The 21,350-nt window shown below is 62.1% G+C and carries 28 protein-coding genes and 1 tRNA gene; 9 read left to right on the top strand and 20 right to left on the bottom strand.

Translation table 11 applies throughout. From position 1 onward, the window contains the following. Positions 1-61: 61 nt before the first annotated feature. The 4 genes from LB524_RS24655 to LB524_RS24640 all read left to right on the top strand — a co-directional run bounded on the left by LB524_RS24655 (position 62) and on the right by LB524_RS24640 (position 2,544). Complete coding sequence (locus LB524_RS24655; protein WP_140619697.1) at positions 62-685, top strand: thermonuclease family protein; 624 nt, start codon at positions 62-64, stop codon at positions 683-685. A 33-nt stretch (positions 686-718) separates the two neighbouring features. Then, the gene (locus LB524_RS24650) at positions 719-1,330 is read left to right on the top strand and encodes a glutathione S-transferase (protein ID WP_224530887.1); all 612 of its coding nucleotides are present in this window, start codon (positions 719-721) and stop codon (positions 1,328-1,330) included. Further along, positions 1,270-1,944 carry a uracil-DNA glycosylase family protein gene (locus LB524_RS24645; protein ID WP_224530885.1) on the top strand — a complete coding sequence of 225 codons (675 nt, stop codon included), beginning with the start codon at positions 1,270-1,272 and terminating at the stop codon, positions 1,942-1,944. The genes LB524_RS24650 and LB524_RS24645 overlap by 61 nt, the downstream gene beginning before the upstream one ends. 108 nt (positions 1,945-2,052) lie before the next feature. After that, the gene (locus LB524_RS24640) at positions 2,053-2,544 is read left to right on the top strand and encodes an Lrp/AsnC family transcriptional regulator (protein ID WP_006205209.1); all 492 of its coding nucleotides are present in this window, start codon (positions 2,053-2,055) and stop codon (positions 2,542-2,544) included. Between the two features lie 9 nt (positions 2,545-2,553). On the opposite strand, the gene LB524_RS24635 is transcribed toward LB524_RS24640, so the two are convergent. From LB524_RS24635 to moaA, 12 genes are all read right to left on the bottom strand, one after another. Then, the gene (locus tag LB524_RS24635) at positions 2,554-3,117 is read right to left on the bottom strand and encodes a DUF3299 domain-containing protein (protein WP_140720428.1); all 564 of its coding nucleotides are present in this window, start codon (positions 3,115-3,117) and stop codon (positions 2,554-2,556) included. A gap of 103 nt (positions 3,118-3,220) precedes the next feature. Beyond that, positions 3,221-3,925, bottom strand: a complete 705-nt coding sequence (locus LB524_RS24630) for a DNA alkylation repair protein (protein WP_015317851.1) — start codon at positions 3,923-3,925, stop codon at positions 3,221-3,223. A 5-nt stretch (positions 3,926-3,930) separates the two neighbouring features. Continuing rightward, positions 3,931-4,800, bottom strand: coding sequence for an NAD(P)-dependent oxidoreductase (locus LB524_RS24625; protein WP_140619686.1), 870 nt, complete (start codon positions 4,798-4,800; stop codon positions 3,931-3,933). A gap of 113 nt (positions 4,801-4,913) precedes the next feature. Next, positions 4,914-5,738, bottom strand: a complete 825-nt coding sequence (locus LB524_RS24620) for an ABC transporter permease (RefSeq protein ID WP_140619685.1) — start codon at positions 5,736-5,738, stop codon at positions 4,914-4,916. Next, the gene (locus LB524_RS24615; RefSeq protein ID WP_015317854.1) at positions 5,735-6,451 is read right to left on the bottom strand and encodes an ABC transporter permease; all 717 of its coding nucleotides are present in this window, start codon (positions 6,449-6,451) and stop codon (positions 5,735-5,737) included. The genes LB524_RS24620 and LB524_RS24615 overlap by 4 nt, the downstream gene beginning before the upstream one ends. 74 nt (positions 6,452-6,525) lie before the next feature. Further along, positions 6,526-7,311: an ABC transporter substrate-binding protein gene (locus LB524_RS24610; protein WP_015317855.1), complete on the bottom strand. Its 786-nt coding sequence runs from the start codon at positions 7,309-7,311 to the stop codon at positions 6,526-6,528. Between the two features lie 159 nt (positions 7,312-7,470). After that, positions 7,471-7,980, bottom strand: a complete 510-nt coding sequence (mobB, locus tag LB524_RS24605) for a molybdopterin-guanine dinucleotide biosynthesis protein B (protein ID WP_140619683.1) — start codon at positions 7,978-7,980, stop codon at positions 7,471-7,473. After that, on the bottom strand, positions 7,977-8,603 hold the full coding sequence (gene mobA / locus LB524_RS24600; RefSeq protein ID WP_224530882.1) for a molybdenum cofactor guanylyltransferase MobA: 627 nt from the start codon (positions 8,601-8,603) through the stop codon (positions 7,977-7,979). The genes mobB and mobA overlap by 4 nt, the downstream gene beginning before the upstream one ends. 54 nt (positions 8,604-8,657) lie before the next feature. Further along, positions 8,658-9,578: a DMT family transporter gene (locus LB524_RS24595; RefSeq protein WP_224530926.1), complete on the bottom strand. Its 921-nt coding sequence runs from the start codon at positions 9,576-9,578 to the stop codon at positions 8,658-8,660. 177 nt (positions 9,579-9,755) lie between these two features. Further along, positions 9,756-10,115: a hypothetical protein gene (locus LB524_RS24590; RefSeq protein WP_224530877.1), complete on the bottom strand. Its 360-nt coding sequence runs from the start codon at positions 10,113-10,115 to the stop codon at positions 9,756-9,758. Between the two features lie 135 nt (positions 10,116-10,250). Further along, the gene (locus LB524_RS24585; RefSeq protein WP_224530874.1) at positions 10,251-10,724 is read right to left on the bottom strand and encodes a hypothetical protein; all 474 of its coding nucleotides are present in this window, start codon (positions 10,722-10,724) and stop codon (positions 10,251-10,253) included. A gap of 55 nt (positions 10,725-10,779) precedes the next feature. Further along, complete coding sequence (moaA, locus tag LB524_RS24580) at positions 10,780-11,775, bottom strand: GTP 3',8-cyclase MoaA (protein WP_140664526.1); 996 nt, start codon at positions 11,773-11,775, stop codon at positions 10,780-10,782. A gap of 193 nt (positions 11,776-11,968) precedes the next feature. Between moaA and LB524_RS24575 the strand changes: the two genes are divergently transcribed. Together LB524_RS24575 and LB524_RS24570 are read left to right on the top strand one after the other, a co-directional pair. Next, the gene (locus tag LB524_RS24575) at positions 11,969-12,322 is read left to right on the top strand and encodes a gamma-butyrobetaine hydroxylase-like domain-containing protein (RefSeq protein WP_224530872.1); all 354 of its coding nucleotides are present in this window, start codon (positions 11,969-11,971) and stop codon (positions 12,320-12,322) included. Positions 12,323-12,387: 65 nt separating this feature from the next. After that, entirely contained in the window at positions 12,388-12,999 is a 612-nt protein-coding gene (locus LB524_RS24570) for a pyridoxamine 5'-phosphate oxidase family protein (RefSeq protein WP_140664523.1), read from the top strand. Positions 13,000-13,015: 16 nt separating this feature from the next. Here the strand turns inward: LB524_RS24570 and LB524_RS24565 are convergent, their stop codons facing one another. Next, the gene (locus LB524_RS24565; protein WP_023773737.1) at positions 13,016-13,468 is read right to left on the bottom strand and encodes a MarR family winged helix-turn-helix transcriptional regulator; all 453 of its coding nucleotides are present in this window, start codon (positions 13,466-13,468) and stop codon (positions 13,016-13,018) included. A 47-nt stretch (positions 13,469-13,515) separates the two neighbouring features. Between LB524_RS24565 and LB524_RS24560 the strand changes: the two genes are divergently transcribed. After that, positions 13,516-14,427 (top strand): alpha/beta hydrolase, encoded by a 912-nt coding sequence (locus tag LB524_RS24560; protein WP_224530871.1) that lies wholly within the window; start codon positions 13,516-13,518, stop codon positions 14,425-14,427. 12 nt (positions 14,428-14,439) lie between these two features. Here LB524_RS24560 and LB524_RS24555 read toward each other — a convergent pair whose 3' ends face one another. After that, positions 14,440-14,835, bottom strand: coding sequence for a rhodanese-like domain-containing protein (locus LB524_RS24555; protein WP_015317866.1), 396 nt, complete (start codon positions 14,833-14,835; stop codon positions 14,440-14,442). A gap of 63 nt (positions 14,836-14,898) precedes the next feature. Continuing rightward, complete coding sequence (locus LB524_RS24550; protein WP_140790811.1) at positions 14,899-15,513, bottom strand: TetR/AcrR family transcriptional regulator; 615 nt, start codon at positions 15,511-15,513, stop codon at positions 14,899-14,901. 100 nt (positions 15,514-15,613) lie between these two features. Between LB524_RS24550 and LB524_RS24545 the strand changes: the two genes are divergently transcribed. Both LB524_RS24545 and LB524_RS24540 read left to right on the top strand, forming a co-directional pair. Beyond that, entirely contained in the window at positions 15,614-16,360 is a 747-nt protein-coding gene (locus LB524_RS24545) for a 3-oxoacyl-ACP reductase family protein (protein WP_224530869.1), read from the top strand. Positions 16,361-16,569: 209 nt separating this feature from the next. Then, on the top strand, positions 16,570-18,453 hold the full coding sequence (locus LB524_RS24540) for a murein L,D-transpeptidase (RefSeq protein ID WP_224530868.1): 1,884 nt from the start codon (positions 16,570-16,572) through the stop codon (positions 18,451-18,453). 4 nt (positions 18,454-18,457) lie between these two features. On the opposite strand, the gene LB524_RS24535 is transcribed toward LB524_RS24540, so the two are convergent. The 5 genes from LB524_RS24535 to LB524_RS24515 all read right to left on the bottom strand — a co-directional run bounded on the left by LB524_RS24535 (position 18,458) and on the right by LB524_RS24515 (position 21,227). Next, positions 18,458-18,934: a hypothetical protein gene (locus LB524_RS24535; RefSeq protein WP_224530866.1), complete on the bottom strand. Its 477-nt coding sequence runs from the start codon at positions 18,932-18,934 to the stop codon at positions 18,458-18,460. Between the two features lie 104 nt (positions 18,935-19,038). Next, positions 19,039-19,779 (bottom strand): lysozyme inhibitor LprI family protein, encoded by a 741-nt coding sequence (locus tag LB524_RS24530; protein WP_224530864.1) that lies wholly within the window; start codon positions 19,777-19,779, stop codon positions 19,039-19,041. Between the two features lie 141 nt (positions 19,780-19,920). Then, positions 19,921-20,178 (bottom strand): PepSY domain-containing protein, encoded by a 258-nt coding sequence (locus LB524_RS24525; protein WP_015317872.1) that lies wholly within the window; start codon positions 20,176-20,178, stop codon positions 19,921-19,923. Between the two features lie 151 nt (positions 20,179-20,329). Further along, a tRNA-Val gene (locus tag LB524_RS24520) sits at positions 20,330-20,404 on the bottom strand. A 139-nt stretch (positions 20,405-20,543) separates the two neighbouring features. Next, on the bottom strand, positions 20,544-21,227 hold the full coding sequence (locus tag LB524_RS24515) for a phosphoglycolate phosphatase (RefSeq protein WP_224530862.1): 684 nt from the start codon (positions 21,225-21,227) through the stop codon (positions 20,544-20,546). Between the last annotated feature and the right edge of the window lie 123 nt (positions 21,228-21,350).

The raw sequence follows: 21,350 nt of genomic DNA, 5'->3' as shown, positions 1-21,350 counted from the left end.
ATGCGCGCAGCGATTTCAAGGTGTTAAGCTACGTTCGAATGATTAACCAACCGTTTGCCATATGAGCCGTTCGTGGTCGCCAAGGTCGCGCCCGAGGTACGCGGCAGCGCGCCCGAGAAGTCCGTGGCGAAAGCTGCTGGATTACGGGCTGACCGTCATCATTCTGGGGCTGCTGATCCTGCTTGCGGCGCGTCTCGATCGAGTGGAGACACGCAAGACGCAAGGTACAGCCATCATCAATGACGGCGATTCGATCACGCTCGGCGCCGAGCGCATCCGCATGCGCGGCATCGACGCCCCGGAATACACCCAGACTTGCCACAAGAACGGCGCCGATTATGCCTGTGGCACGCTGGCGCGCCAGTCGCTGGTGCGGCTGATCGCCGGCAGGCCGGTCACCTGCAGCGGCTGGCAGCGCGACCGCTATGGCCGGTTGCTCGGCGACTGCAAGGCCGGCGGCACCGACCTAAACCGCGCCCAGGTCGAGGCCGGCTGGGCCGTTGCCTATGGCGCTTTCGAAGGCGATGAAGCAACGGCCCGCGCGGCCAGGGTTGGCATCTGGGCGGGCACGTTCGACCTGCCGCAGGACTGGCGCGATAGTCACCACGGCGAGGTCGTCGAGCGAAAACATGGCACACTGGCGTCGATCGGCGACGCGGCGCGCGAGATCTTTCGCTTCTGGTGAAGCGTGTCTGGCGGAAGGAAAAGGAGGATCGAAATGAAGCTGTTCGACGGCGGCCGGGCACCCAACCCTCGGCGGGTTCGGATTTTTCTCGCCGAGAAGGGGATCGCGGTTCCGTTGGTGCCCGTCGACATGGGCGCGCTGGAGCACAAACAGCAGCCGGTAAGCTCGCGCAACCCGCTGCGGCGCCTGCCGGTGCTGGAACTCGATGACGGCACCATCCTCACCGAATCCGTCGCCATCTGCCGCTATTTCGAGGAACTCCATCCCGAGCCGGCGTTGTTCGGAAACGACGCACTTGGCAAGGCGCAGGTCGAGATGTGGCAGAGGCGGATGGAGTTCAACCTGCTCAGCAGCGTCACGCAGGCTTTCCGCCATATCCATCCCGCCATGAAGGAATGGGAAATTCCGCAGATCCCTGAATGGGGTGAGGCCAACAAGCCGAAGGCGGTGGAGTTTCTCATGCTGCTCGATGCTGAACTCGGCAGCCGTGAATTCGTCGCCGGCGACAGCTATTCCATTGCCGACATCACAGGGCTGATCGCGATCGACTTCATGAAGCCGGCACGCATCAAGGTGCCGGAGGAATGCACCAATGTGTCGCGTTGGCATCAGGCAATCTCCAGCCGGCCGAGTGCCGCTGCTTGAGCGTGGAACTGGACAGATTCGCCGCGACGGTCCGCGCTTGCCGCATCTGCGCGGACGATCCCATCGGCAAGCCGCTGGCGCATGAGCCGCGTCCGGTGCTGCGACCCTCTTCCAGCGCCCGTATCCTGATCGCCAGCCAAGCACCGGGAACCAAGGTGCATCTGTCGGGCATGCCCTTCACCGATGCTTCGGGCGACCGTTTGCGGACTTGGCTTGATGTGACCAGCGACGAATTCTACGACATCGAGAAATTCGCCATCGTGCCGATGGGCTTCTGCTTTCCCGGACAGGACGCCAAGGGCGGCGACCTGCCGCCGAGGCGCGAATGCGCCCCGGCCTGGCGCGCGCCCTTGATGGCGCTGATGCCGCGGATCGACCTGGTGCTGACGATCGGCATCTACGCGCAGACCTGGCATATGGGCGCGGCGCGGCGCGCCTCGCTGACGGAAACGGTGATGGACTGGCGCGTCATCTGGGAGAATTCCGTCGGCCCCAAAGTGCTGCCGCTGCCACATCCATCCTGGCGCAACACCGGCTGGTTGAAGCAGAATCCGTGGTTTGAAATAGATTTGCTGCCTTTCCTGCGCTCGGAAATCCGCTATCGCCTCGGTTAGGCATTGAGCAAGAAAACACTCGCTTTCGACGCAAGCGGCAGAATTTTTTTCTTGTGAATGGCCCAAATAAAAGGGAATATAGCGAAACTATTCCACCAGGAGCCTCCGATGGATCGCCTCGACCGAAAAATTCTCCGCCTGCTGCAGGAGGACGCGACGCTCGCGGTCGCCGATGTCGCCAAGAAAGTCGGCCTGTCGACCACGCCGTGCTGGCGGCGCATCCAGAAGCTGGAGGAGGAGGGCGTCATCAAGCGGCGCGTCGCCATTCTCGACCACGAGAAGGTCAATGTGCGGGTCACCGTCTTCGTGTCGATCCGCACCAATTCGCATAGTCATGAATGGCTGCGCCGGTTTTCCGAGGTCATCCAGGAATTTCCCGAGGTGGTCGAATTCTATCGCATGAGTGGCGACGTCGATTACCTCTTGCGCGTCGTGGTGCCCGACATTGCCGCCTACGACGCCTTCTACAAACGGCTAATCGCCAAGATCGAGATCCGGGACGTGTCGTCGTCCTTCGCCATGGAGCAGATCAAGTACACGACCGAAATCCCGCTCGACTATATGGTGCTGGACAAGGAGTCGGGCGCGAACGCGGCCTGAGCCCTCCGTTCAATTCTTCTTCTTGTTGAGGAAGCTCCAGGGCGAGTTCACCGGCAACACAACGGAGTCCGGAACCGTGTCGACGCCCACGACATCTGCCTTGCGCACGGTATAGCCGGACTGGATGACGCTGACGCCGTCGAGAATGAACAGCTGGCTCTTCTCCATGTCCGGGTTCAGGGCGCCGGTGACGGCAACCGACTGGTAGGCCTCGGACATCTTGTAGGGACGGGCCGGTGTGACCAGCACGATCTGGTTGGGCGGAGGCGTCGGCATGTGGCTGCACGCACCCGTCCATGGCACCAGCAGGAACTGATAAACGAGATCTCCATCGCGATCGACCGGCAATGCATAGCCGGCTAATTGTATGGTCTTGTCGTGCAGGGCGACTGAGAGTGTCTCGCCATGATCCGGCAGTTTCGCCGCGATCATCGGCAAGCCGGCGTCTTCGGCGATGGCCTGCGTCGCCGGGCGCAGATCCTTCCAGAAGATGTGCGTGGTCTCGGCCGAAGCGCCCGCGGTGGAGAGTGCAAGCGCGGCCGCAAGCGCCAGGATCGCTTTGAAATGGTTCATGGTCGCATCCTTTGCGGGCGAGTAAAGACGCCGCTGTCGGTGGCGTCAATGCTCGAGCCGCGTCACATGTCGGCGAGAACCGGCTGCGGCAATCCCCGCCTTGTCAGGTCTTTCTGGTGGCGAGGCGTTCGTGGGTTTTGGCATGCGAGAGTTCTTTCACCGCATCCTTGCCGATCCAGCGCGCCGTCCTGTTCGCGGAGTTGGCAAGTTCCTGCGCCAGGGCAAGGGCAGGGCCATGCAAACCCACCGACCGTTTGCCGATTTGCCGCAGCGCCCAGTTGACCGCTTTCCTGACGAAATTGCGCTCGTCGCGGGAATGAGCCTCGACTAGCGGCAGGTAGGACAGAAACGTCGCGTCCGGCTCCTTTTTCAAATGCACTGACGCCCATGCCAGCATCGCGAAGGCCGTGCGGCGAACGAATTCGCGCTCGTCGGCGGCAAACTCCTCGACCAGCTGGCGCCAGAACAGCGTATCCACGAACAGATCCGAGACGGTGTCGACGATCTCCCAGGAATCGAAATCGCCGGCCCAGCGGCGGCATTCTTCAATGGTAATCTTTTTCGGCTCGCCGGTGAAGGCCGCCATCAGCCGTGCTTCGCGAACGCCGCTGTCCCACAGCGCCAGGGATCGCTTGTGGTCGCGCTTCAGCTTGCGCGCCAAAGGCCGCAAATCCGCATTGGCGACACCGAGCGCGGTCGCGGTGTTGATACCGAACCGCCCCATGCCGGCGCGGACTTCCTCGGTTCCGATCGAATGCAGATGAGCGACGATGTCCTGCGCGGTCCAGCCTGGAACGGGCAGGGACACTGCGCCTACTTCTCTAGCCGCGCCAGCAGCGAGGACGTGTCCCAGCGCTTGCCGCCCATCGCCTGCACGTCCTTGTAGAACTGGTCGACCAGCGCGGTCACCGGCAGCCTGGCGCCATTGCGATCGGCCTCTTCAAGGCAGATGCCGAGATCCTTGCGCATCCAGTCGACGGCGAAACCGAAGTCATATTTGCCGGCATTCATGGTCTTGTGCCGGTTTTCCATCTGCCAGGAACCGGCCGCGCCCTTGGAAATCACCTCGATCACCTTCTCAATGTCGAGACCTGCCTTCTTGCCGAAATGAATGCCTTCCGAAAGCCCCTGCACCAGCCCGGCGATACAGATCTGGTTGATCATCTTGGTGAGCTGCCCGGCGCCCGCCGATCCCATCAGTCCAACCATGCGGGCAAAAGCGTCGATAACTGGCCTGGCCTTAGCGAAGGCGGCCTCATCGCCGCCGACCATGACGGTCAGCACGCCGTTCTCGGCGCCGGCCTGGCCACCGGAGACGGGCGCGTCGAGAAATGAGAAGCCGCCCGATTGCGCGGCTTCGGCCAGTTCGCGCGCGACTTCAGCCGAAGCCGTGGTGTTGTCAATGAATACCGAGCCTTTCTTCATCGCCTTGAAGGCGCCTGCGGGGCCTGTGGTCACCGAGCGCAAGTCGTCATCGTTGCCGACACAGGAAAAAACGAAATCCTTGCCCTCGGCGGCCTGGGCCGGCGTCGCGGCAAAGCCGCCGCCATGTTGGGCGACCCACTGCTCAGCTTTGGCTTGGGTGCGGTTGTAGACGGTCACGTCGTGGCCACCCTTGTTCTTCAGGTGTCCGGCCATGGGATAGCCCATGACGCCAAGACCGAGAAATGCCACCGATGCCATGCCTTGTCCTTCCGGCGAAACAGAGATTTCAGCTGCGGAAGCTCTAGGCCATGCGACGAATTCGTCAAGGCGCGCGCTGCGGCATCGACTGGCACAGGCCGATCCGGAGCGGCTCAGCGATTGAGGTGGATCGTAATCCTGCGCTCGATCCATTCGACGCCATGGCGCAGGATTTCGACCATCACCAGATAGACGATGGCGACCCAGACATAGGCCTGGAAATCGAAGGATTTGGCGTAGGCAAGCTTCGCATTGCCCATCAGGTCATAGACCGTGATGATGGCGACGATGGCCGAGGCCTTGATCATCAGAACCAGTTCATTGCCGTAGGGCCGCAAGGCCACGATGAACGCCTGCGGCAGGATGACCTTGCGCAGCGTCTGCAGCTTGTGCAGGCCGAGCGAGGCAGCACCTTCCCATTGGCCCCTGGGAACACTCTCGATGGCGCCGCGGAGGATTTCGGCCTGGTATGCCGCGGTGTTGAGCGCAAAGGCGAACACCCCGCAGTTGAAGGCCTCGCGGAAGAACCACCACAGCCCGATGGACTCGAGCTGCAGCCGGAAAGAACCCAAGCCATAGTAAACGAGGTAGACTTGGACGAGCAGCGGTGTGCCTCGGAAGAAATAGACATAGCAATAGGCAAGGCCGGACAAGAACCGGTTCTTCGACATGCGGCCATAGGTGACGGGCAGCGAAAAGATCGCGCCGGCCACCATCGAGATCGCCACGAGCGACAGCGTGGTCCACAGTCCCTGCAGATAGGCGGGTGCATATCTGGCAAAGAACTCGCCATTCCAGGCGTAGACGAGATAGGCGAGGATACCGAGGCCGAAGAGGATCCAGAGGCCGACGAGTGCGTAACCGACGATGCGGGTGCGCGGCCAGCCGCGTGCCCGCGGCGGCGGGCGGTCGACCGAGATCGCTTCCGTGACGCTCATCGTGCCTCCCTCCGCCCCAGCGAGCGCAAGATGAACCCGGTTGCGATCGAGGACAGGATCGCCAGGACGAGGAAAACCAGTGCGGCGACGCTGTAGAACAGGAAGGAATGCTTGGTGACACGTGCCGCCACGCCGGCATTGCGCAGGGTTTCAGCGAGGTTGACGACCGAGACGAGGGCGGTGTCCTTGAGCAGGCTCAGCCAGCAATTCTCAAGGCCGGGAAAGGCGATGCGCAGCAGCTGCGGCAGGATCACCTTGCGCATGGTAAGCCATTTCGACAGGCCGATTGCATAGCCGCCTTCATACTGGCCCTTCGGAATGGCGCGAAAGGCGGAGAGGAATACCTCGCTGGCGTAGGAAGAAAAGATCAGCGACAGCACGATCATGCCGGCGATGAAGCTGTCGACATCGATCGTTGCCTCGGGCTTGAAGAGGCGGATGACGTATTGCAGCAAGATGGGCATGCCGAAGAAGAACAGGAACAGCGTCACCAATTCCGGCAGGCCGCGAAACATGGTGGTGTAGATGTTGGCGGCCAGCCGCAGCGACGGTTCTTCGGACTGCTTGGCCCAGGCTACGAAAAAGCCGATCGTCAGGCCGATCGGCAGCGTTGCAAGCGCGAGCGCGATGGTGACCAACGCACCATAGGCAATATCGTCACTCCAGCCCTCCGGTCCCCAACTGAGCAGTGTCCATATGCTTTGGACTGGCATTGACTGGCCTTACCCCACGGCGCTCCCGAGATGAACAAGGCGGCAGGGAAACCCCGCCGCCTTGGCAATGATGATCAGGACTCGGCGCCGTAGACGTCGAACTTGAAGTACTTGTCGTTGATTTCCTTGTATTTTCCGTTGGCGCGGATGGCGTCGATGGCGGAATTCAGCTTGTTGACCAGGTCGGTATCGCCCTTTCGAACGGCGATGCCGGCGCCAGGTCCGAAAATTTCGACAGGTTGCGGCGAGGGCTGGCCGAGAATCTTGCAGCAGGCGCCTTCAGGCGAATCCAGAAACTGCTGCAGCACGACAATATCGTCCTCGATGGCGTCGAGACGGCCATTGGCGAGGTCAGCCTGTTCCTCGGGGCTGCTCGGATAGCCCTTAATGGTGCTGTCCGTGTAGGTCTTCGAGGCATAGTTGAAATGGGTGGTGGTGGTGGCGACGCCGATATTCTTTCCGGCGAGGTCTTCCTTGGTCACTCCCTTGAGCGGCGAATCCTTCGGCACGGCGATCGCCGACGGGGTGTTGTAGTATTTGTGCGAGAAGTCGACCTTCTGCTGCCTCTCCGGCGTGATCGACATCGAGGCCACGATGGCGTCGAACTTGCCGGCCTGAAGTGCGGGGATGATGCCGTCCCAATCCTGGGCGACGAAGGTGCACTTGACCTTCATCTCATCGCAAAGTGCCTTGGCGATGTCGATGTCGAAGCCGACAAGCTGGCCATCGGCGGTGAGGTTGTTGAAGGGGGGGTAGGCGCCTTCGGTGCCGATCCGCAGGGTCTTCTCCTGGGCCTGGGCTACGCCGAGCGTCAGCAGCGCAGCCGATGCGGCGAGCGCGATACGCAGTGCAATACGCATGATAGTCCTCTCTTTATGGTCCCGGCCGTCGTTCCGAAACGGCTCTGTGGGGCGGTGCTTTTTGACCGCCCGCTAGGCCGATACTCCCACTCTTTCCAAGAAAAAAGCAACCGCAAAACCGCCGAAATCGGTAATGGGCTTCTACCGTTACGTTACTTCTCAAGCAACGAGGCCGGTCGTACGCTCGATGAAGTCGGCTATGGATTTTGCGTCATCGAGGTCGAACACCGGCAGGCTCTGGTCGGCGATGGCGAAATCCGCGGCGACGGCGACAATATTGGGATCATCCACCGCAAGCGGCGTCCGGTCCTTCGCTTCCAGCCGCCTCGTTTCGATCTTACGGTGGGATTCGCGCTTGTAGCCTTCGACCAGCACGATGTCGCAGGGGGCGAGCCGCGACAGGATGGCGTCCAGCGGCGGCTCCTGCTCGCCACGCAATTCGTGCATCAGCGCCCAGCGACTGCCCGATACGATCGCAACCTCGGTAGCACCCGCCTGCCGGTGGCGGAAGCTGTCGGCGCCGGGCTTGTCGATGTCGAAATGATGATGAGCATGTTTGACCGTCGAGACTTTCCAGCCGCGCCGCACAAGCTCCGCGACCAGCCTTTCCGTCAGTGTGGTCTTGCCGGAGTTTTTCCAGCCGGTGATGCCGAAGATGCGTCTGTTCATGGCGACATGCTCTGCAACAGCTGTTCAGCCTGGGCAAGATCGTCCGGCACATTGATGTTGAAGAAAGGATCGATTCCCACGGATTGCGGGACAGGGAATTCCACGTCGACATGGCCGTGTTGTTCGATAAAGGTCGAAACGCGCCTGTTGTCCTCATCGACCAGGAAATGCCGCAAGGCTTCGCGGCATCCGGTTGGCCACAGCGCGAAGGTCGGATGCCGCCGGCCCGCCGAAGAGGCGACGGCGATCGAACCGGGGTGTTGATGCGCCGCCGCCGCAAGACGATCGACGAGATCCGGCGGTAGGAAAGGCGTGTCGCCGGCCGCTGTGACGATCGCCCTGCAAGGCGTGCCGGCGGCGGCCCATTCCAGGCCGGTCAGGATTCCGGCAAGCGGCCCGGCAAAGCCTTCGATGGTATCGGCAAGCACCGGCAGCCCGAACCGGGCGAACCGCGCCGGATCGCCATTGGCGCTGAGCGCCAGGGTTTCGAGCTGCGGGCCAAATCGCGACAGCACCTGGTCGAGCACGCAGCCGCCGCCCAGCGGCAACAACGCCTTGTCGCCACCACCCATCCGCCTCGACTGGCCACCTGCCAGGATGATCCCAGCGATATCCCGCTTCATGCTATCCAGCCTGTACGCCAGCCGCGGGAAATCGCAAGCGGCTTCAAGGGGGTGCTAGAGTCCTTCCGGCGCCATGGCCGGGGCGGTGCTTTCGGCGACGATCTTTCGCCGGCCGACCATCCGCTCGCGATAAAGCGTATAGAGACCCGAGCCAACAACTATTGCCGCGCCGGCAATCATCGGCACGTCCGGTATGTCGCCGAAAATAATCAAGCCAAGCAGTATCGACCAGAGGAGCGCCGTGTAGCGGAACGGGGCTATGAAGGAGATATCACCCGATCGCATCGCCATGATGATGAATTGGTAGCCGATGAGCACCAGCACCGCGGCCAGTGCCAGCAGCGCCGTGCTTTTGCCGGTCATCGGTGTCCAGCCACCCATCGGCGTCAACAGAAACGCACCGACGACGGTCATTGCCAGCGCGGTGGCGGTCGAGACCAGCATCGTTGGGATGGCCTGGGGGATGCGCTTGGTAGCAAGGTCCCGCACCGTGCAGCAGGCGACGGATGCCAGCGCCACCAGCGAGTAAACGCTGAAGCCCTCGAAACCCGGCCGCACTATGATGATGACCCCGGCAAACCCGATGGCGATCGCCAGCCAGCGCCGCCAGCCGACCGCTTCACCAAAAAACAGCGCCGCGCCCATCGTCACCGCCAGCGGCAGTGCTTGCAGAACGGCCGAAACGCTGCCGATCGGCAAATGGGCGAGCGCGACGAGAAAGGACACCGTAGCGCCCGCCTCGCCCAGGACACGGACCGCCACCAGCGGCTGCAGCATCAGGCGCGGCTGAAAAAGTGCGCCACGTTGCCAAGCCAGCAGACCGACGAACAGCGAGGCGAACGCCCCTCTGATCAACATGACCTGCGCCATGTTCATCGACTGCGAAGAGTATTTGGTGATGGCGTCGTTGAGCGTGAAGCCAGCCATCGCCACCACCATGAACAACGCGCCGCGAAGATTTGGGGAAAGGGGCAAGACATCTACCGGTTGCTTTGGCAAGCAAGCCTGTAACAGCCCGCCACGAAACAGCAACGGCAAAGGGCTGGGCCAGGACGCGATATCCATCTTCGCCGGCGTGAAACCACCTGGACGAGGTACGAATTCTGTCGGAAGGCGGCATCGCCTCCCGACACGGTGCGGACGAGGGATAGCCTACTTCTTGGGTGTCAGCACCTCGGTGCCGTTCCCCTCCTTGCCGGCGATGGTCCACAGACCATGCAGCGACCCGTCATCCTCGACCTTGTAGACGACGAGGCCGATATGCTTGCCCATTGCGTAGCCAGCGGAGAATGCGTTGTCGTTGCGCATGCAGATGCCATCGGAAGAAGAGCCGCCGGTCTCCCAGTGGATCGTGCAGGTGGTGCCGCTGGTCAGCGTGATGGTGGCTTCGCCGCCATAGGACGAACCGTCGAAATTGGTGCCGGCGACGGTGTAAGTGCCGCCGATCGACTGGGCAGCCGCCGGCAGGGCAGCCAAGCCGAGCAAAGCAAAAGCGAGAAGAAGTTTGCGCATGATGTAATCCCCCGAGAATGCGATGAATCGCTACGGAACGGAGGGTAGGCGGGAAACCATGACCAGTAAATCAGACCGACATTGCCGACAGAGATTTGTTTGCGGTGTGGCTAAAATACTCTTGGCCCGAACGGTTCACGGCCCCTTGAGGCTGCCGGCGATGGCGCCGACCAGCGGGTCATATTTCGATTTCAGCGCCGGCGGATAGGCGATCCAGACCGTGCGGATGACGCCATCCCCGCCAAACAGCCGCCGCTCGTAAAAAATCTTTCCGTCCTTCACGCCCGACAGCACCGCCCAATCCTTGCCGGCCCTGCCGTAGGTGAGCTTGTAGCCAGGCTCCTTGCTCGCCTTTTCGCCGACGACAAAGTCTTTCGGCATCTCATGGTCGATGTTGAGGATGCCGGAGCATGTCAGGCTGGCGCCGTCCGCGCTCAGCCATACCTGACCGTCGCCATTCTCAGGCTCGGGCTGGCGATCGGTGAAGATATCGTCGGGGAAGGTGCAAACGGTGCCGAAGCGCTCGTTCACGTAGGTGGATTGCGCGGCAAACGCGGTATTCGCCGAGACCGCGGCAAGAGATATGACGATTGAGTAGAGCCGTCGCATGCCTTGCCCCGAAGCCGATGATTGCACGGCATTCTCGCACGGACAGGCGACGAGGTCAGCCGCCCGTAACACTCATATGCCGAGACACCGACGGACGGCTGGTGCGGCGGTCGATGATGAAGTCATGGCCCTTCGGCTTGCGGCCGATGGCTTCGTCTATAGCGTCTGCAACCAGTTCATTGCCTTCGGACGCGCGCAACGGGGCGCGCAGGTCGGCCGCGTCTTCCTGGCCAAGGCACATATAGAGCGTGCCCGTGCAAGTCAGCCTGACCCGGTTGCAGCTTTCGCAGAAATTATGCGTCATCGGCGTGATGAAGCCGAGTTTTCCGCCGGTCTCGGCGACTTGGACATAGCGGGCCGGGCCACCGGTCTTGAACGGGATGTCGGTCAGCGTGAATTGGCGCTCGAGCGATGCGCGCAGCAGCGACAGCGGCAAGTACTGGTCGGTGCGATCGGCGTCGATTTCGCCCATCGGCATGGTTTCGATGACGGTCAGGTCCATGCCGCGGCCATGCGCCCAGCGCATCATTTCGGGCAGTTCGGCGTCGTTGAAATCCTTCAGCGCCACCGCGTTGAGCTTGACTTTCAATCCAGCCGCCTGGGCGGCATCAATGCCCGCCATGACCTTGCCGAGATGACCCCAGCGGGTGATTGCGTGGAACTTGTCGGCATCGAGCGTGTCGAGCGAAACATTGATGCGCTTGACGCCGCAATCGGCGAGCTCGGCGGCGAAGCGCGAAAGCTGCGAACCGTTGGTGGTCAGCGTCAGTTCTTCGAGTGCGCCGCTGTCGAGGTGCCGCGAAAGCTGGCGCACCAGATGCATGATGTTCTTGCGCACCAGCGGCTCACCGCCGGTGAGGCGCAACCGTTTGACACCCTTTTCGATGAACACGGTGCAGAGCCGGTCGAGTTCTTCCAGCGACAGCAGGTCCTTCTTGGGCAGGAAGGCCATATCCTCGGCCATGCAATAGGTGCAGCGGAAATCGCAGCGGTCGGTGACCGACACTCTGAGATAGCTGATCGTGCGACCGAAGGGGTCGATCATGTTCATGTTCGAGCGTTTCCGTGGCCGTTAACGGCGCCGTTATATACAGCTATGTGATACGATCCAGCCCGCCATTCAAGATAGCCGGCCTCGATCTTTGGTAACATTCCGCGACCGACATTGCGTGTCGGGACGATCCCATACCTTTTCGCACGGCGCGAAGCAGCGTAGGGAAGGGCAAAATCATGCAGGATCGACCATGACGGCTCCGAAAGAACTGAGGGTCTCCAAGGACCGCAGGCTGCTCACCGTGACCTTTCCCGGCCACCAGCCGTTCGAGTTGCCGGCCGAGCTGCTGCGCGTCGCCTCACCGTCGGCGGAAGTGCAGGGCCATTCGCCCGAACAGCGGGTGACGGTTCCCGGCAAACGCGATGTGGCCATCCTGAAGATCGAGCCGGTCGGCAACTATGCGGTGCGAATCACCTTCGACGACTTCCATGACACCGGCATCTTCACCTGGAATTACCTGCACACGCTCGGCCATGAGAAGGATGCGCGCTGGAATGCCTATCTCGCGGAACTCGCCGAGAAGGGCCTGAGCCGCGATCGTTAGCCGCCATTGCGTCGTCAAAACGTCACCGACCGGGAGTAGGGCGGCGGAACGGGAGACGGAAAAAAATGTCGGTCATCACCACAGTCGAACAACTCGAAGCCCTTTACGGATTGCCGGGCGAGGCCTCGGTGGTCAAGGAACTCGACCATGTCATTCCCGAATACGCCGCCTTTATCGAAGCCTCGCCCTTTGTCGCGCTAGCCACCAATGGCCCGGAGGGGCTGGATTGTTCGCCGCGCGGCGATCTCGCGGGCTTCGTGCGCATCGTCGATGTGAAAACGCTGATGATGCCGGACCGGCGCGGCAACAACCGTGCCGATTCGCTGAAGAACATCATCAGGGATCCGCGCGTCGGCCTTTTGTTCCTGGTGCCGGGCTCCGGCACGACGCTGCGCATCAACGGCCGAGCCCATATCACCACGGACCCAGCGCTGTGCGCGTCGTTCATGGTCGACGGCAAGCCTGCGCGTTCGGTCACCGTGATCGATGTCGATTCGGTCTATTTCCAGTGCGCTCGCGCCATCGTGCGGTCGGAACTGTGGAACCCTGCCAAGCATGTCGACCCGAAGTCGCTGCCGACACCCGGAAAGATTTTAGAGATCACCAGCCGCAAGAATATCGACGGCGAAACCTACGACAGGGAGTGGCCGGAGCGGGCGAAGAAATCGATGTGGTGATCGCCTGAAAGGGCGATCACGCCTCGTTCAGCACGTCATAGATCTTGCGCATCTGCTCGCCGATCATGTCGCATTGTTCCGGCGTCGACTGGCTCATTGCCTTCTCGATCAGCGCCATATGCACTTTCAGCGCCCGCATCAGCAGCGCCTCGCCGGTTTCGGTCAGCGTAAGCCGCAAGATGCGCTTGTCCTTCTCATCGCCTTCGCGCCGCAGCAGGCCACGCGTCTCCAACTGCGGCAACAGCATGGTGATGTTGGAGCGGCCGACGAGCAGCTTGCGGGCGAGGTCGTGCTGCGACATGCCCGGATGGCGGTAGAGGTTCATCAGCACGTCGAGCTGCGCCGGCTTCAGGTCGAGCGGCGCAAGTTTCACCGCCAGCGTGCGCTCCAGCACATGGCAGGCGCGCGCCACCGCGACCCAGTTGCGAAAACGCGGGTTGTCCCAGGGTAGCTCTTGTTTATTGTTCATCTTTGAACTATTATGTTCATGCTTGAACGTATGGATGGATTCTGACTATGGCATCATTCGGGCTGAAGGTCATCCGAGGTGTGTTTGGTGCGGCCGAACATGTCGCGCCGCGCATCACCGGGCGTGCGGCTTTCGAATTGTTCTGCCGTACGCCAAGCACCAGGACACTGACCGACGGCGAGCGCCGCGCCATCGACCGCGCCGCGGAGTTCATGGCCGAGGCGCGGCATCACCGGCTGAAGACCGCGACCGGCTGCGTCATGGTTCATGAATTCCGCCCCGAGCCGGGCCGCGAGTCCGCCGGCACCGTCCTCGTCATCCATGGCTGGCGCTCGCGTACCGAATATATGCGCGTGCTGATCGAAGGTTTTCGCGCCGCCGGCTACAAGGTCGTCTCACTCGATCTTCCCGGTCATGGCCATTCGCAGGGCAGGCACCTGAACATGGTCAATGCCGTCGAAGCCGCAAGAGTGGCCGGCGAATGGTTTGGGCCGTTCGTGGCTGCCGTCGGCCATTCCTTCGGAGGTGCCGTTGCCGCCAATGCCATCGCCGGCTCCGTCAAGGACATCCCGCCGCTGTCGGCCGCACGTCTTGTGCTGATCGCGGCACCAAGCTCGCTGCCGGCAATCTTCGCCGACTTCAGCCGCATGCTCAATGTCGGTCCCCGCTCGCAGGTCGCCATGGCTGACCGCGTCGAATATCTCTCCGGCCGGCCGTTGCACGAATTCACCGGTGACCGGCAGCTCGCCCAGGCGCCGGTGCCGACGTTGGTCATCCACGCGCCCGACGACCGGGAGGTGCCGGCTGCACATGCACGACGCTATGCCGGCGCCGGCGACCATGTACGGCTGCACTGGGCCGACGGGCTCGGCCATCGCCGCATTCTGGCCGACAAGGGCGTGGTTGAACGCGCCGTCGGCTTCGTGACCATGCAGCAGAACCCGTCGCTGTTCCACTGAGCGGCACTCAGGCTATTTCTTCTTGTCTCCGGGCTCTACAGGCAGTCCGGCAGCCTTCCAGGCCGTGTAGCCGCCGAGGATGTGTTTGACCGGGGAAAGACCCATGTCCTGCGCCGTCTTGGTGGCCAGCGCTGAACGCCAGCCGCCGGCGCAGAAGAAGACGAAGCTTTTTCCGGAAGCGAAGAAGGGCTTGTGGTAGGGGCTTTCGGGATCGATCCAGAACTCCAGCATGCCACGCGTGACGTGCTTGGCGCCGGGAATTCTGCCGTCGCGTTCGATTTCACGAGGATCGCGCAGATCGACGAAGATGGTGTCTTCGTCCTCAAGCAGCCCTGCCGCTTCCTCGGGCGAAACCACTTCGATCTCGGCGTTGGCCTCATCCAGCAGTTCGCGATACCCTTTTTTCACGTGGTTCCCTCCGGCCGCAGGTTTGCGGGCAAGTCGGATTTCGAGCACAACGGATGGTGTTTGTCACGCCTCGACGGTGCCGGCCATGGTCTTCCAAGCGGCCATTGCCCCGGCTACCGTCGCCATCAGGGCGGCGCGGGAAGCGCCGTCACGCGCCTGAATCGACATGCCATGCTGGACCGTTGCGAAAAAGGTCGCGGCTGCAAGGCAATCGAAGTCGGCAGGCAATTCACCCTCGGCCACGCCGCGCTGCAGACGCTTCTTCAGCGCGGCTAGATTCTCGGCGCGCCGGCGCCGCAAATCCGCGCAGATCGCGCCCCGGCTCGAGTCTTCGTGCAGCGCACCCAGCGTAATCAGGCAGCCCTGCGGACGATCGCTTTGCGAATAGGCCTTCGCGGTCCGGCGCAAGAACCGCTCGATCGCAAGCCGCGCCGTTGGCGCCTCTTCCAGCGCGAGCCAGATGTCGGCGCCCTCAACGCGGGAATAGAGATCGGTCGCCTCGAGGAACAGGGCCTCCTTGCTGCCATAGGCGGCGTAGAGGCTCGGCGAATTTATGCCCATTGCCACGGCGAGATCGCTGATCGATGCGCCTTCATAGCCCTTGGCCCAAAACACGTCCATCGCGCGCCGCAAGGCCGCGGTTCGATCGAAGGTTCGTGGACGGCCTCTTTCCGACATGATGCTCTTTTCTGTGTTGATCGATACATAAATGAGTTGACGCGGCCAGGCAAGGCTGGCAGGTATTTATGTATCAATCGCTACATAAATGGAGAAACCGATGTCATCAGGAAATTTGAACGGCAAGGCAGCACTCGTCACCGGAGGCAGCCGCGGTATCGGCGCGGCCATTGCACGAAGGTTGGCGGCGGAGGGGGCCGATGTGGCGCTGACCTATGTGCATGGCGAGGAGCAGGCTCGGTCCGTCGTCGCCGAGATAGAGACCAAGGGCGGTCGCGCCATCGCCATTAAAGCCGACAACCGTGACGCCGAGGCCATAGACCAGGCGGTGGCCGATGCTGTGACTGCCTTCGGCCGGCTCGACATCCTGGTCAACAGTGCCGGCATCTGGCGCGCCGCGCCGATCGATGCGCTGTCGCTTGCCGATTTCGACGAAACCATGTCGATCAATCTGAGAGCGCCGTTCATCGCCTCGAAAGCGGCGGCAAGGCACATGGGCGAGGGCGGCAGGATCATCTCGATCGGCAGCAATCTGGCCGAGCGGGTCACCGACACCAGCCTGGGCGCCTACTCGGCCAGCAAGGCGGCGCTGGTCGGCCTGACCAAGGCATTGGCCCGCGACCTCGGGTCACGCGGCATCACCGCCAATGTCGTCCATCCCGGTTCGACCGACACCGACATGAACCCGGCCGACGGCCCGCATGCCGAGCATCAGCGCCAGAAGATGGCCACCCCGCGATTCGGCGAAGCTGACGATATCGCCGGCATGGTTGCCTGGCTCGCCGGACCGGAGAGCAGGTTCGTCACCGGAGCCGCGCTGACCATCGATGGAGGCGCAAACGCGTAAGCCACAGGGATTCCCGGGCCGGCGCGACAGTTCGGTCGCGCCGGCCGTCACGATGTTGTGAAACCGTTCTGCAACAGCCCTGCCGAAATTTATGAAAGCTTAACGAAATCGGTATGAATCGGTATAGTCGCGCCTTACATCCGCCATGCGGTGAGCGGGACGGTCTAGCGTGCGGAACGGGAACCGGTTGCGACCGGAGCGGGTGATCCATGAAATTCCTCGGTAAAAAAGCAACCGTGATGCCGCTGGTGGCGATTACGGCGACGCTGGCTTTCGGCATGCCTCAGGCAGGGGCCCAGGGATTTTTCGACATGCTGTTCGGCGGTGGCATAAGGCATGAGCCGAAAGGCGAGTTTCCGCCTCCTCCGCCGAAGCACAAACCCAAGCCGAACGCTCCGGCCGGCGGTGGCGTGAAGATCAGCAGTCCGTCCTACTATACTTACAAGGCCGACAAGCTGGTGCGTGTCGACTTCTCGACGCTGGCGGCGGCGCCGCAGCCGGCTACACCGCAAGATGCCGCTTTCGTGCCTTCGGCCACGGGTGCTGCCTTCCATGAAGCCATTGCCGGGCTCGCCGACTATGAACTCTATGCCGAGCCCGACATAGCCAAGGCGCTGATCGCCTATTACTCGGCCAACCCGGATTTCATCTGGGTGACCGGAACCACCCCGAACAACCGCGCGCAGGATGCCGTGCGGGTGCTTGGCGAGGCTGCAAGCTACGGCCTCACGCCTGCCGACTACACGGTCGATGTGCCTGCCGCCAGTTCGTCCTCGGCGGACGACGAGGTCAAGCTGAAGGAGCTCGTGCGATTCGAGATGGCGCTGTCGGCACGTGTCCTGCGCTATGCCCATGACGCCCAGAATGGCCGTGTCGAGCCCAACCGCATGACAGGCTACTACGATTTCCCGGCCAAGCCGCTCGACATGATGGGCGTGCTGAAGACTCTGGCGCATACCCAGGAGGTTCGCACCTATCTGGAATCGCGCCATCCGCAGAATGCGGAATATCAGGCGCTGCGCGTCGAACTGGAAGCGCTGCAGGCGAGCGCCGAGAACGAAATCGTCGTCGATCCCAAGCTGCTGCTGAAGCCAGGCGAAACCAGCCCCGAATTGCCGAAGCTGCTGTCGCTGATCGCGCGTAATCTCGATGACGAGATGGGCGGCACCTATGGCGAGGTCCTGTCGCGGCTGGCAACCAGCGAAGTCTACGTTCCCGAGCTGGTGCCGCTGATCAAGGCGGTGCAGCAGAAGGAAGGCATGAAGGGTGATGGCGTCATCGGTCCACGCACGGTCGCCACGCTGGCCGGGACGTCAAAGGCTGACAGGCTGCTGAAGGTGGAGGTGGCGCTGGAAGAACTGCGCTGGCTGCCCTCCGATCTCGGCAGCCCGCGTGTTTTCATTAACCAGCCTGCCTTCACCGCGAGCTATATCGACGACGGCCAGGAAAAATTGAAGACGCGCGCAGTCGTCGGCCGTGTCACCAACCAGACCGCCTTCTTCTACGACCAGATCAAGCAGGTCGATTTCCACCCCTACTGGGGCGTGCCGCAGTCGATCATCGTCAACGAAATGCTGCCGAGGTTGCGCGGCGATCCCGGCTATCTTGACCGGGCCGGCTACGAGGTGACGGATTCACGCGGCAAGCGCATCCCTTCGTCGGCGGTGAACTGGGGCGCTTATGGCGCCAACATTCCCTATAATGTGCGCCAGCAGCCGAGCGAGGCCAATGCTCTGGGCGAACTGAAGATCCTGTTCCCCAACAAGCACGCGATCTACATGCACGACACGCCGCAGAAATCGTTCTTCAAGCAGGATATGCGCGCGCTCAGCCATGGCTGCGTGCGCCTGCAGGATCCGCGCGGCATGGCGGCGGCAGTGCTCGGCACCTCGGTCGATTATATCGCGGAGAAGCTGAAGCACGGACACTCGACCGAGGATGTGACACGCAAGATCCCAGTCTATGTCGCTTATTTCACCGCCTGGCCCGACATGTCCGGCAAGGTCGAGTATTTCAGCGACGTCTACGATCGCGATTCCCGGCTGAAGCAGGCCCTGGACGCAACCGAGGCGGTGCGCTCACCCTCGAGCTAGTCGTTTATCGCTCCGACAGCGAGCGTCTGAAACCGGCGTCGCGCCCGGCGATCAGCCAATAGACCAGCCCGGCAACCAGACCGGCGGCGGCTATGATGCCGATGTCGGCCCAGCGCTCCAGATCCACGTCCTCCGCCGCGCCCGGCCAGATCAGGAAGAAACCTCCGGCCGCGGCCGCGGCGCCGAAGACCATGTGCAGCATAGCGTTGCGAAGAGAGAAGAATTCGGCGATCAGCGCAAAAATCAGCGTCTGAGGCGCGGTTACCACGATGGTCAGGAAATAGATGAACATGCCGAGCGGCGGTACCACAAAGGCCGCGATCGGCGAGACCCCCATGAGGTCGAAATAGGCTGGCGCGTTGGGCAGGGAACTCAGCGCGGCATAGATCGCCACGACGGCGATCAGACCAACCAGTATGGCGACGAGATAGCCGGCCAGCATCATGAGGACGCGCTTCATCAAGTGCTTCGCAGTCGACATGCCCACCCCCTGAAGCCGGTCGTTCCACAGTCAGCCATCAATGGCGAATTGACGCAAGGGGAGACGGAACACTCGTGGTGGCCCGCTGGTGAAAATCCCGCCGCTCAGGCGCCGCCGCACATGTGCTGCGAATCCGGGAGAGCCCAGGAGCCTTTCGCGACGAGGTCGACGGAATAATAAACCCGGCCACGGTCGTCGTCCTTGGGGCAGTCCCTGGGAATGGAGATCAAGCACATGACGACGGGTTCGCCGACCTTGGCGGCGGCAAGGCCAGCCTCGCGATTATAGGATACGGCGCCGCCGCCATTGGTGAATGTGGCCGCGCTGCCCGCTTCGGGAGTAGCCGTTTCCAGCGGATCGTCGCCAAGCCGCGTGGTCAGCGTCTCGATATGCGTCGACGCGCATTGGCCGATCGCCGAGGGCAGGGGCTGGTCCTTATTGCCGGGGTTCCGTGCAGCGGCGTCCAGCGCCTTCTTGCCGATCAGCGCGATGGTGTAGTCCTGCACCCAGGACGGCGCATTTCCATAGGTCTGCAAGGCGTTGTCGAGCGCGCTGACGATACAGGGGGTATCGCTCTTGCAAGCATTGCGATCGGCGATCAGCCCGCGGGCAATCTTGCGCTTGTCGCCGCCGAACGCCGGCTCGAATTCCTTATAGGCCTTCGAAACCAGCAGATCGATCACCGACAACTGCGGGTCGGCGCAGATCGCCTTTTCCGCCGGCAGGTTTGCCTTGCCGCAGTCGAAGGACGGCCCGTCCGCCAATGCCGGAGAAACGGCAAGGAAGCCGCCGGCTGAGACGCTGGCGAATACAGACAGAAGATAGGGTCTAACGAAACATCGCATCATGGCCCCCAAGCCAACAGGATTGCCGAAGGCGCGGCCCCGCGCCCAGCCTAACATACGCCAGGATGGACAATTTTGACGCTCGTTTTGTCGTTGAGAACACGCAGACGCAGCGCATTCGCGACGTGATGTCCGCGAACCTTATTTTGGTTCGGCCGTCACAGGATCGAAGACGATTTCGACCTTTGCCTTGTCCGAGGTATAGTAGGTGACGGTGTAGCCGTCCTTGTCCCAGTCGACCTCCTTCACGTACCGAAACCCGTCACGCTGCTCGACCTTAGCGATGATCTCCGACAGCTTCTTGGCATTGGGTGGCGGCAGTGCAGTTTCATCCGCGGCAAAGGCGGGTCCGGCGGCGAAAAGAACGACGACGGAGGCCGCAAGCAGAAATCTGGACATGGTTTTCCCTCAAGTTTCGACGCAAGGAAACTCGCTGTCATGCAGGTTTGTTCCGCATGTGGGTGTTCCGGCGTTCAGCGCCTGTGCGGAAAGGCAGAGCGCCAAAGGGGAAGGCGGGCTGTAGCTGCCGATGTGATGTTCAGCAAACAGATGGTGGGCGATGCAGGGATTGAACCTGCGACCCCACCCGTGTGAAGGGTGTGCTCTCCCGCTGAGCTAATCGCCCGCTCGTTGCCCGAAGGCCAAGCGAGCCGCGATATAAGGGAGGCCGACCCATTAAGTCAAGGCAGCGTCTGGTGTTGTCACACAGATCGGATTTGCGGTCTCGCCAAGGCCCGTTCCGCAGAGATTTTCATCGTCGGCGCTCAGCGCGCGGCGGCGCCGATCAGCCTTTGTGCCAGATCGAGCGTCAACGCATCGAAATGCGAGATCACCGCCGAGGGCTCGAACTCGCGCACATGACGGTCGGTGTAGCCGAAATCGACGGCGACGACAGGAATACCGGCCGCCTTGGCGGTGTCGATATCGGTTTGCGAATCGCCGACCATCACGGCACGGTGCGGATTCCCGCCGGCGAGTTTGATGGTCTCGATCAGGTGGCGCGGATCGGGCTTGCGGAACGCGAACGTGTCCTGCCCGGCAATTGCCGCGAAATGCCTGGTCAAGCCGAGTGCTTCGATCAGCGCCAGCGAATTGGCCTGGTATTTGTTCGTGCAGATGGCCAGCAGATAGCCGGCCTTCTCAAAGCGGGCAATCGCCTCGATCACGCCGGGGTAGGGGCGGGATTTGCCCGGAATGTTGTCGGTGTAGTGATCGAGGAACAGTTTCAGCAGCCGGTCGTGCTCCTCAACCTTGAGGGATCGTTGCTGCGCGGCATGCGCCCGCTCGATCATCACCCGACCGCCATGGCCGACGAAGCGTTTAAAGCCGGCTTCGTCGACGGCCGATAGTTCGCTGGCCGCCAGGCTGTGGTTGAGGCTGTCGAGCAGGTCCGGCGCCGTGTCAATCAGCGTTCCATCGAGGTCGAACACGATGATCGGGCGAGTCATGATCCATCCTGCGCAGGTTTGTGCATGGCAGGCGATAACGGCTGCGACGCGTTAAGGCAAGCAGACCGGCGGGACGGCCGCCAAGGGCTTTGACCCGGCCTGCAAAAATGCTAGGAGCCGAAA

The organism is Mesorhizobium sp. ESP6-5, from assembly GCF_020164695.1.
Classification (GTDB): domain Bacteria; phylum Pseudomonadota; class Alphaproteobacteria; order Rhizobiales; family Rhizobiaceae; genus Mesorhizobium; species Mesorhizobium australicum.
This window is presented reverse-complemented; position numbering and strand designations above follow the sequence as displayed.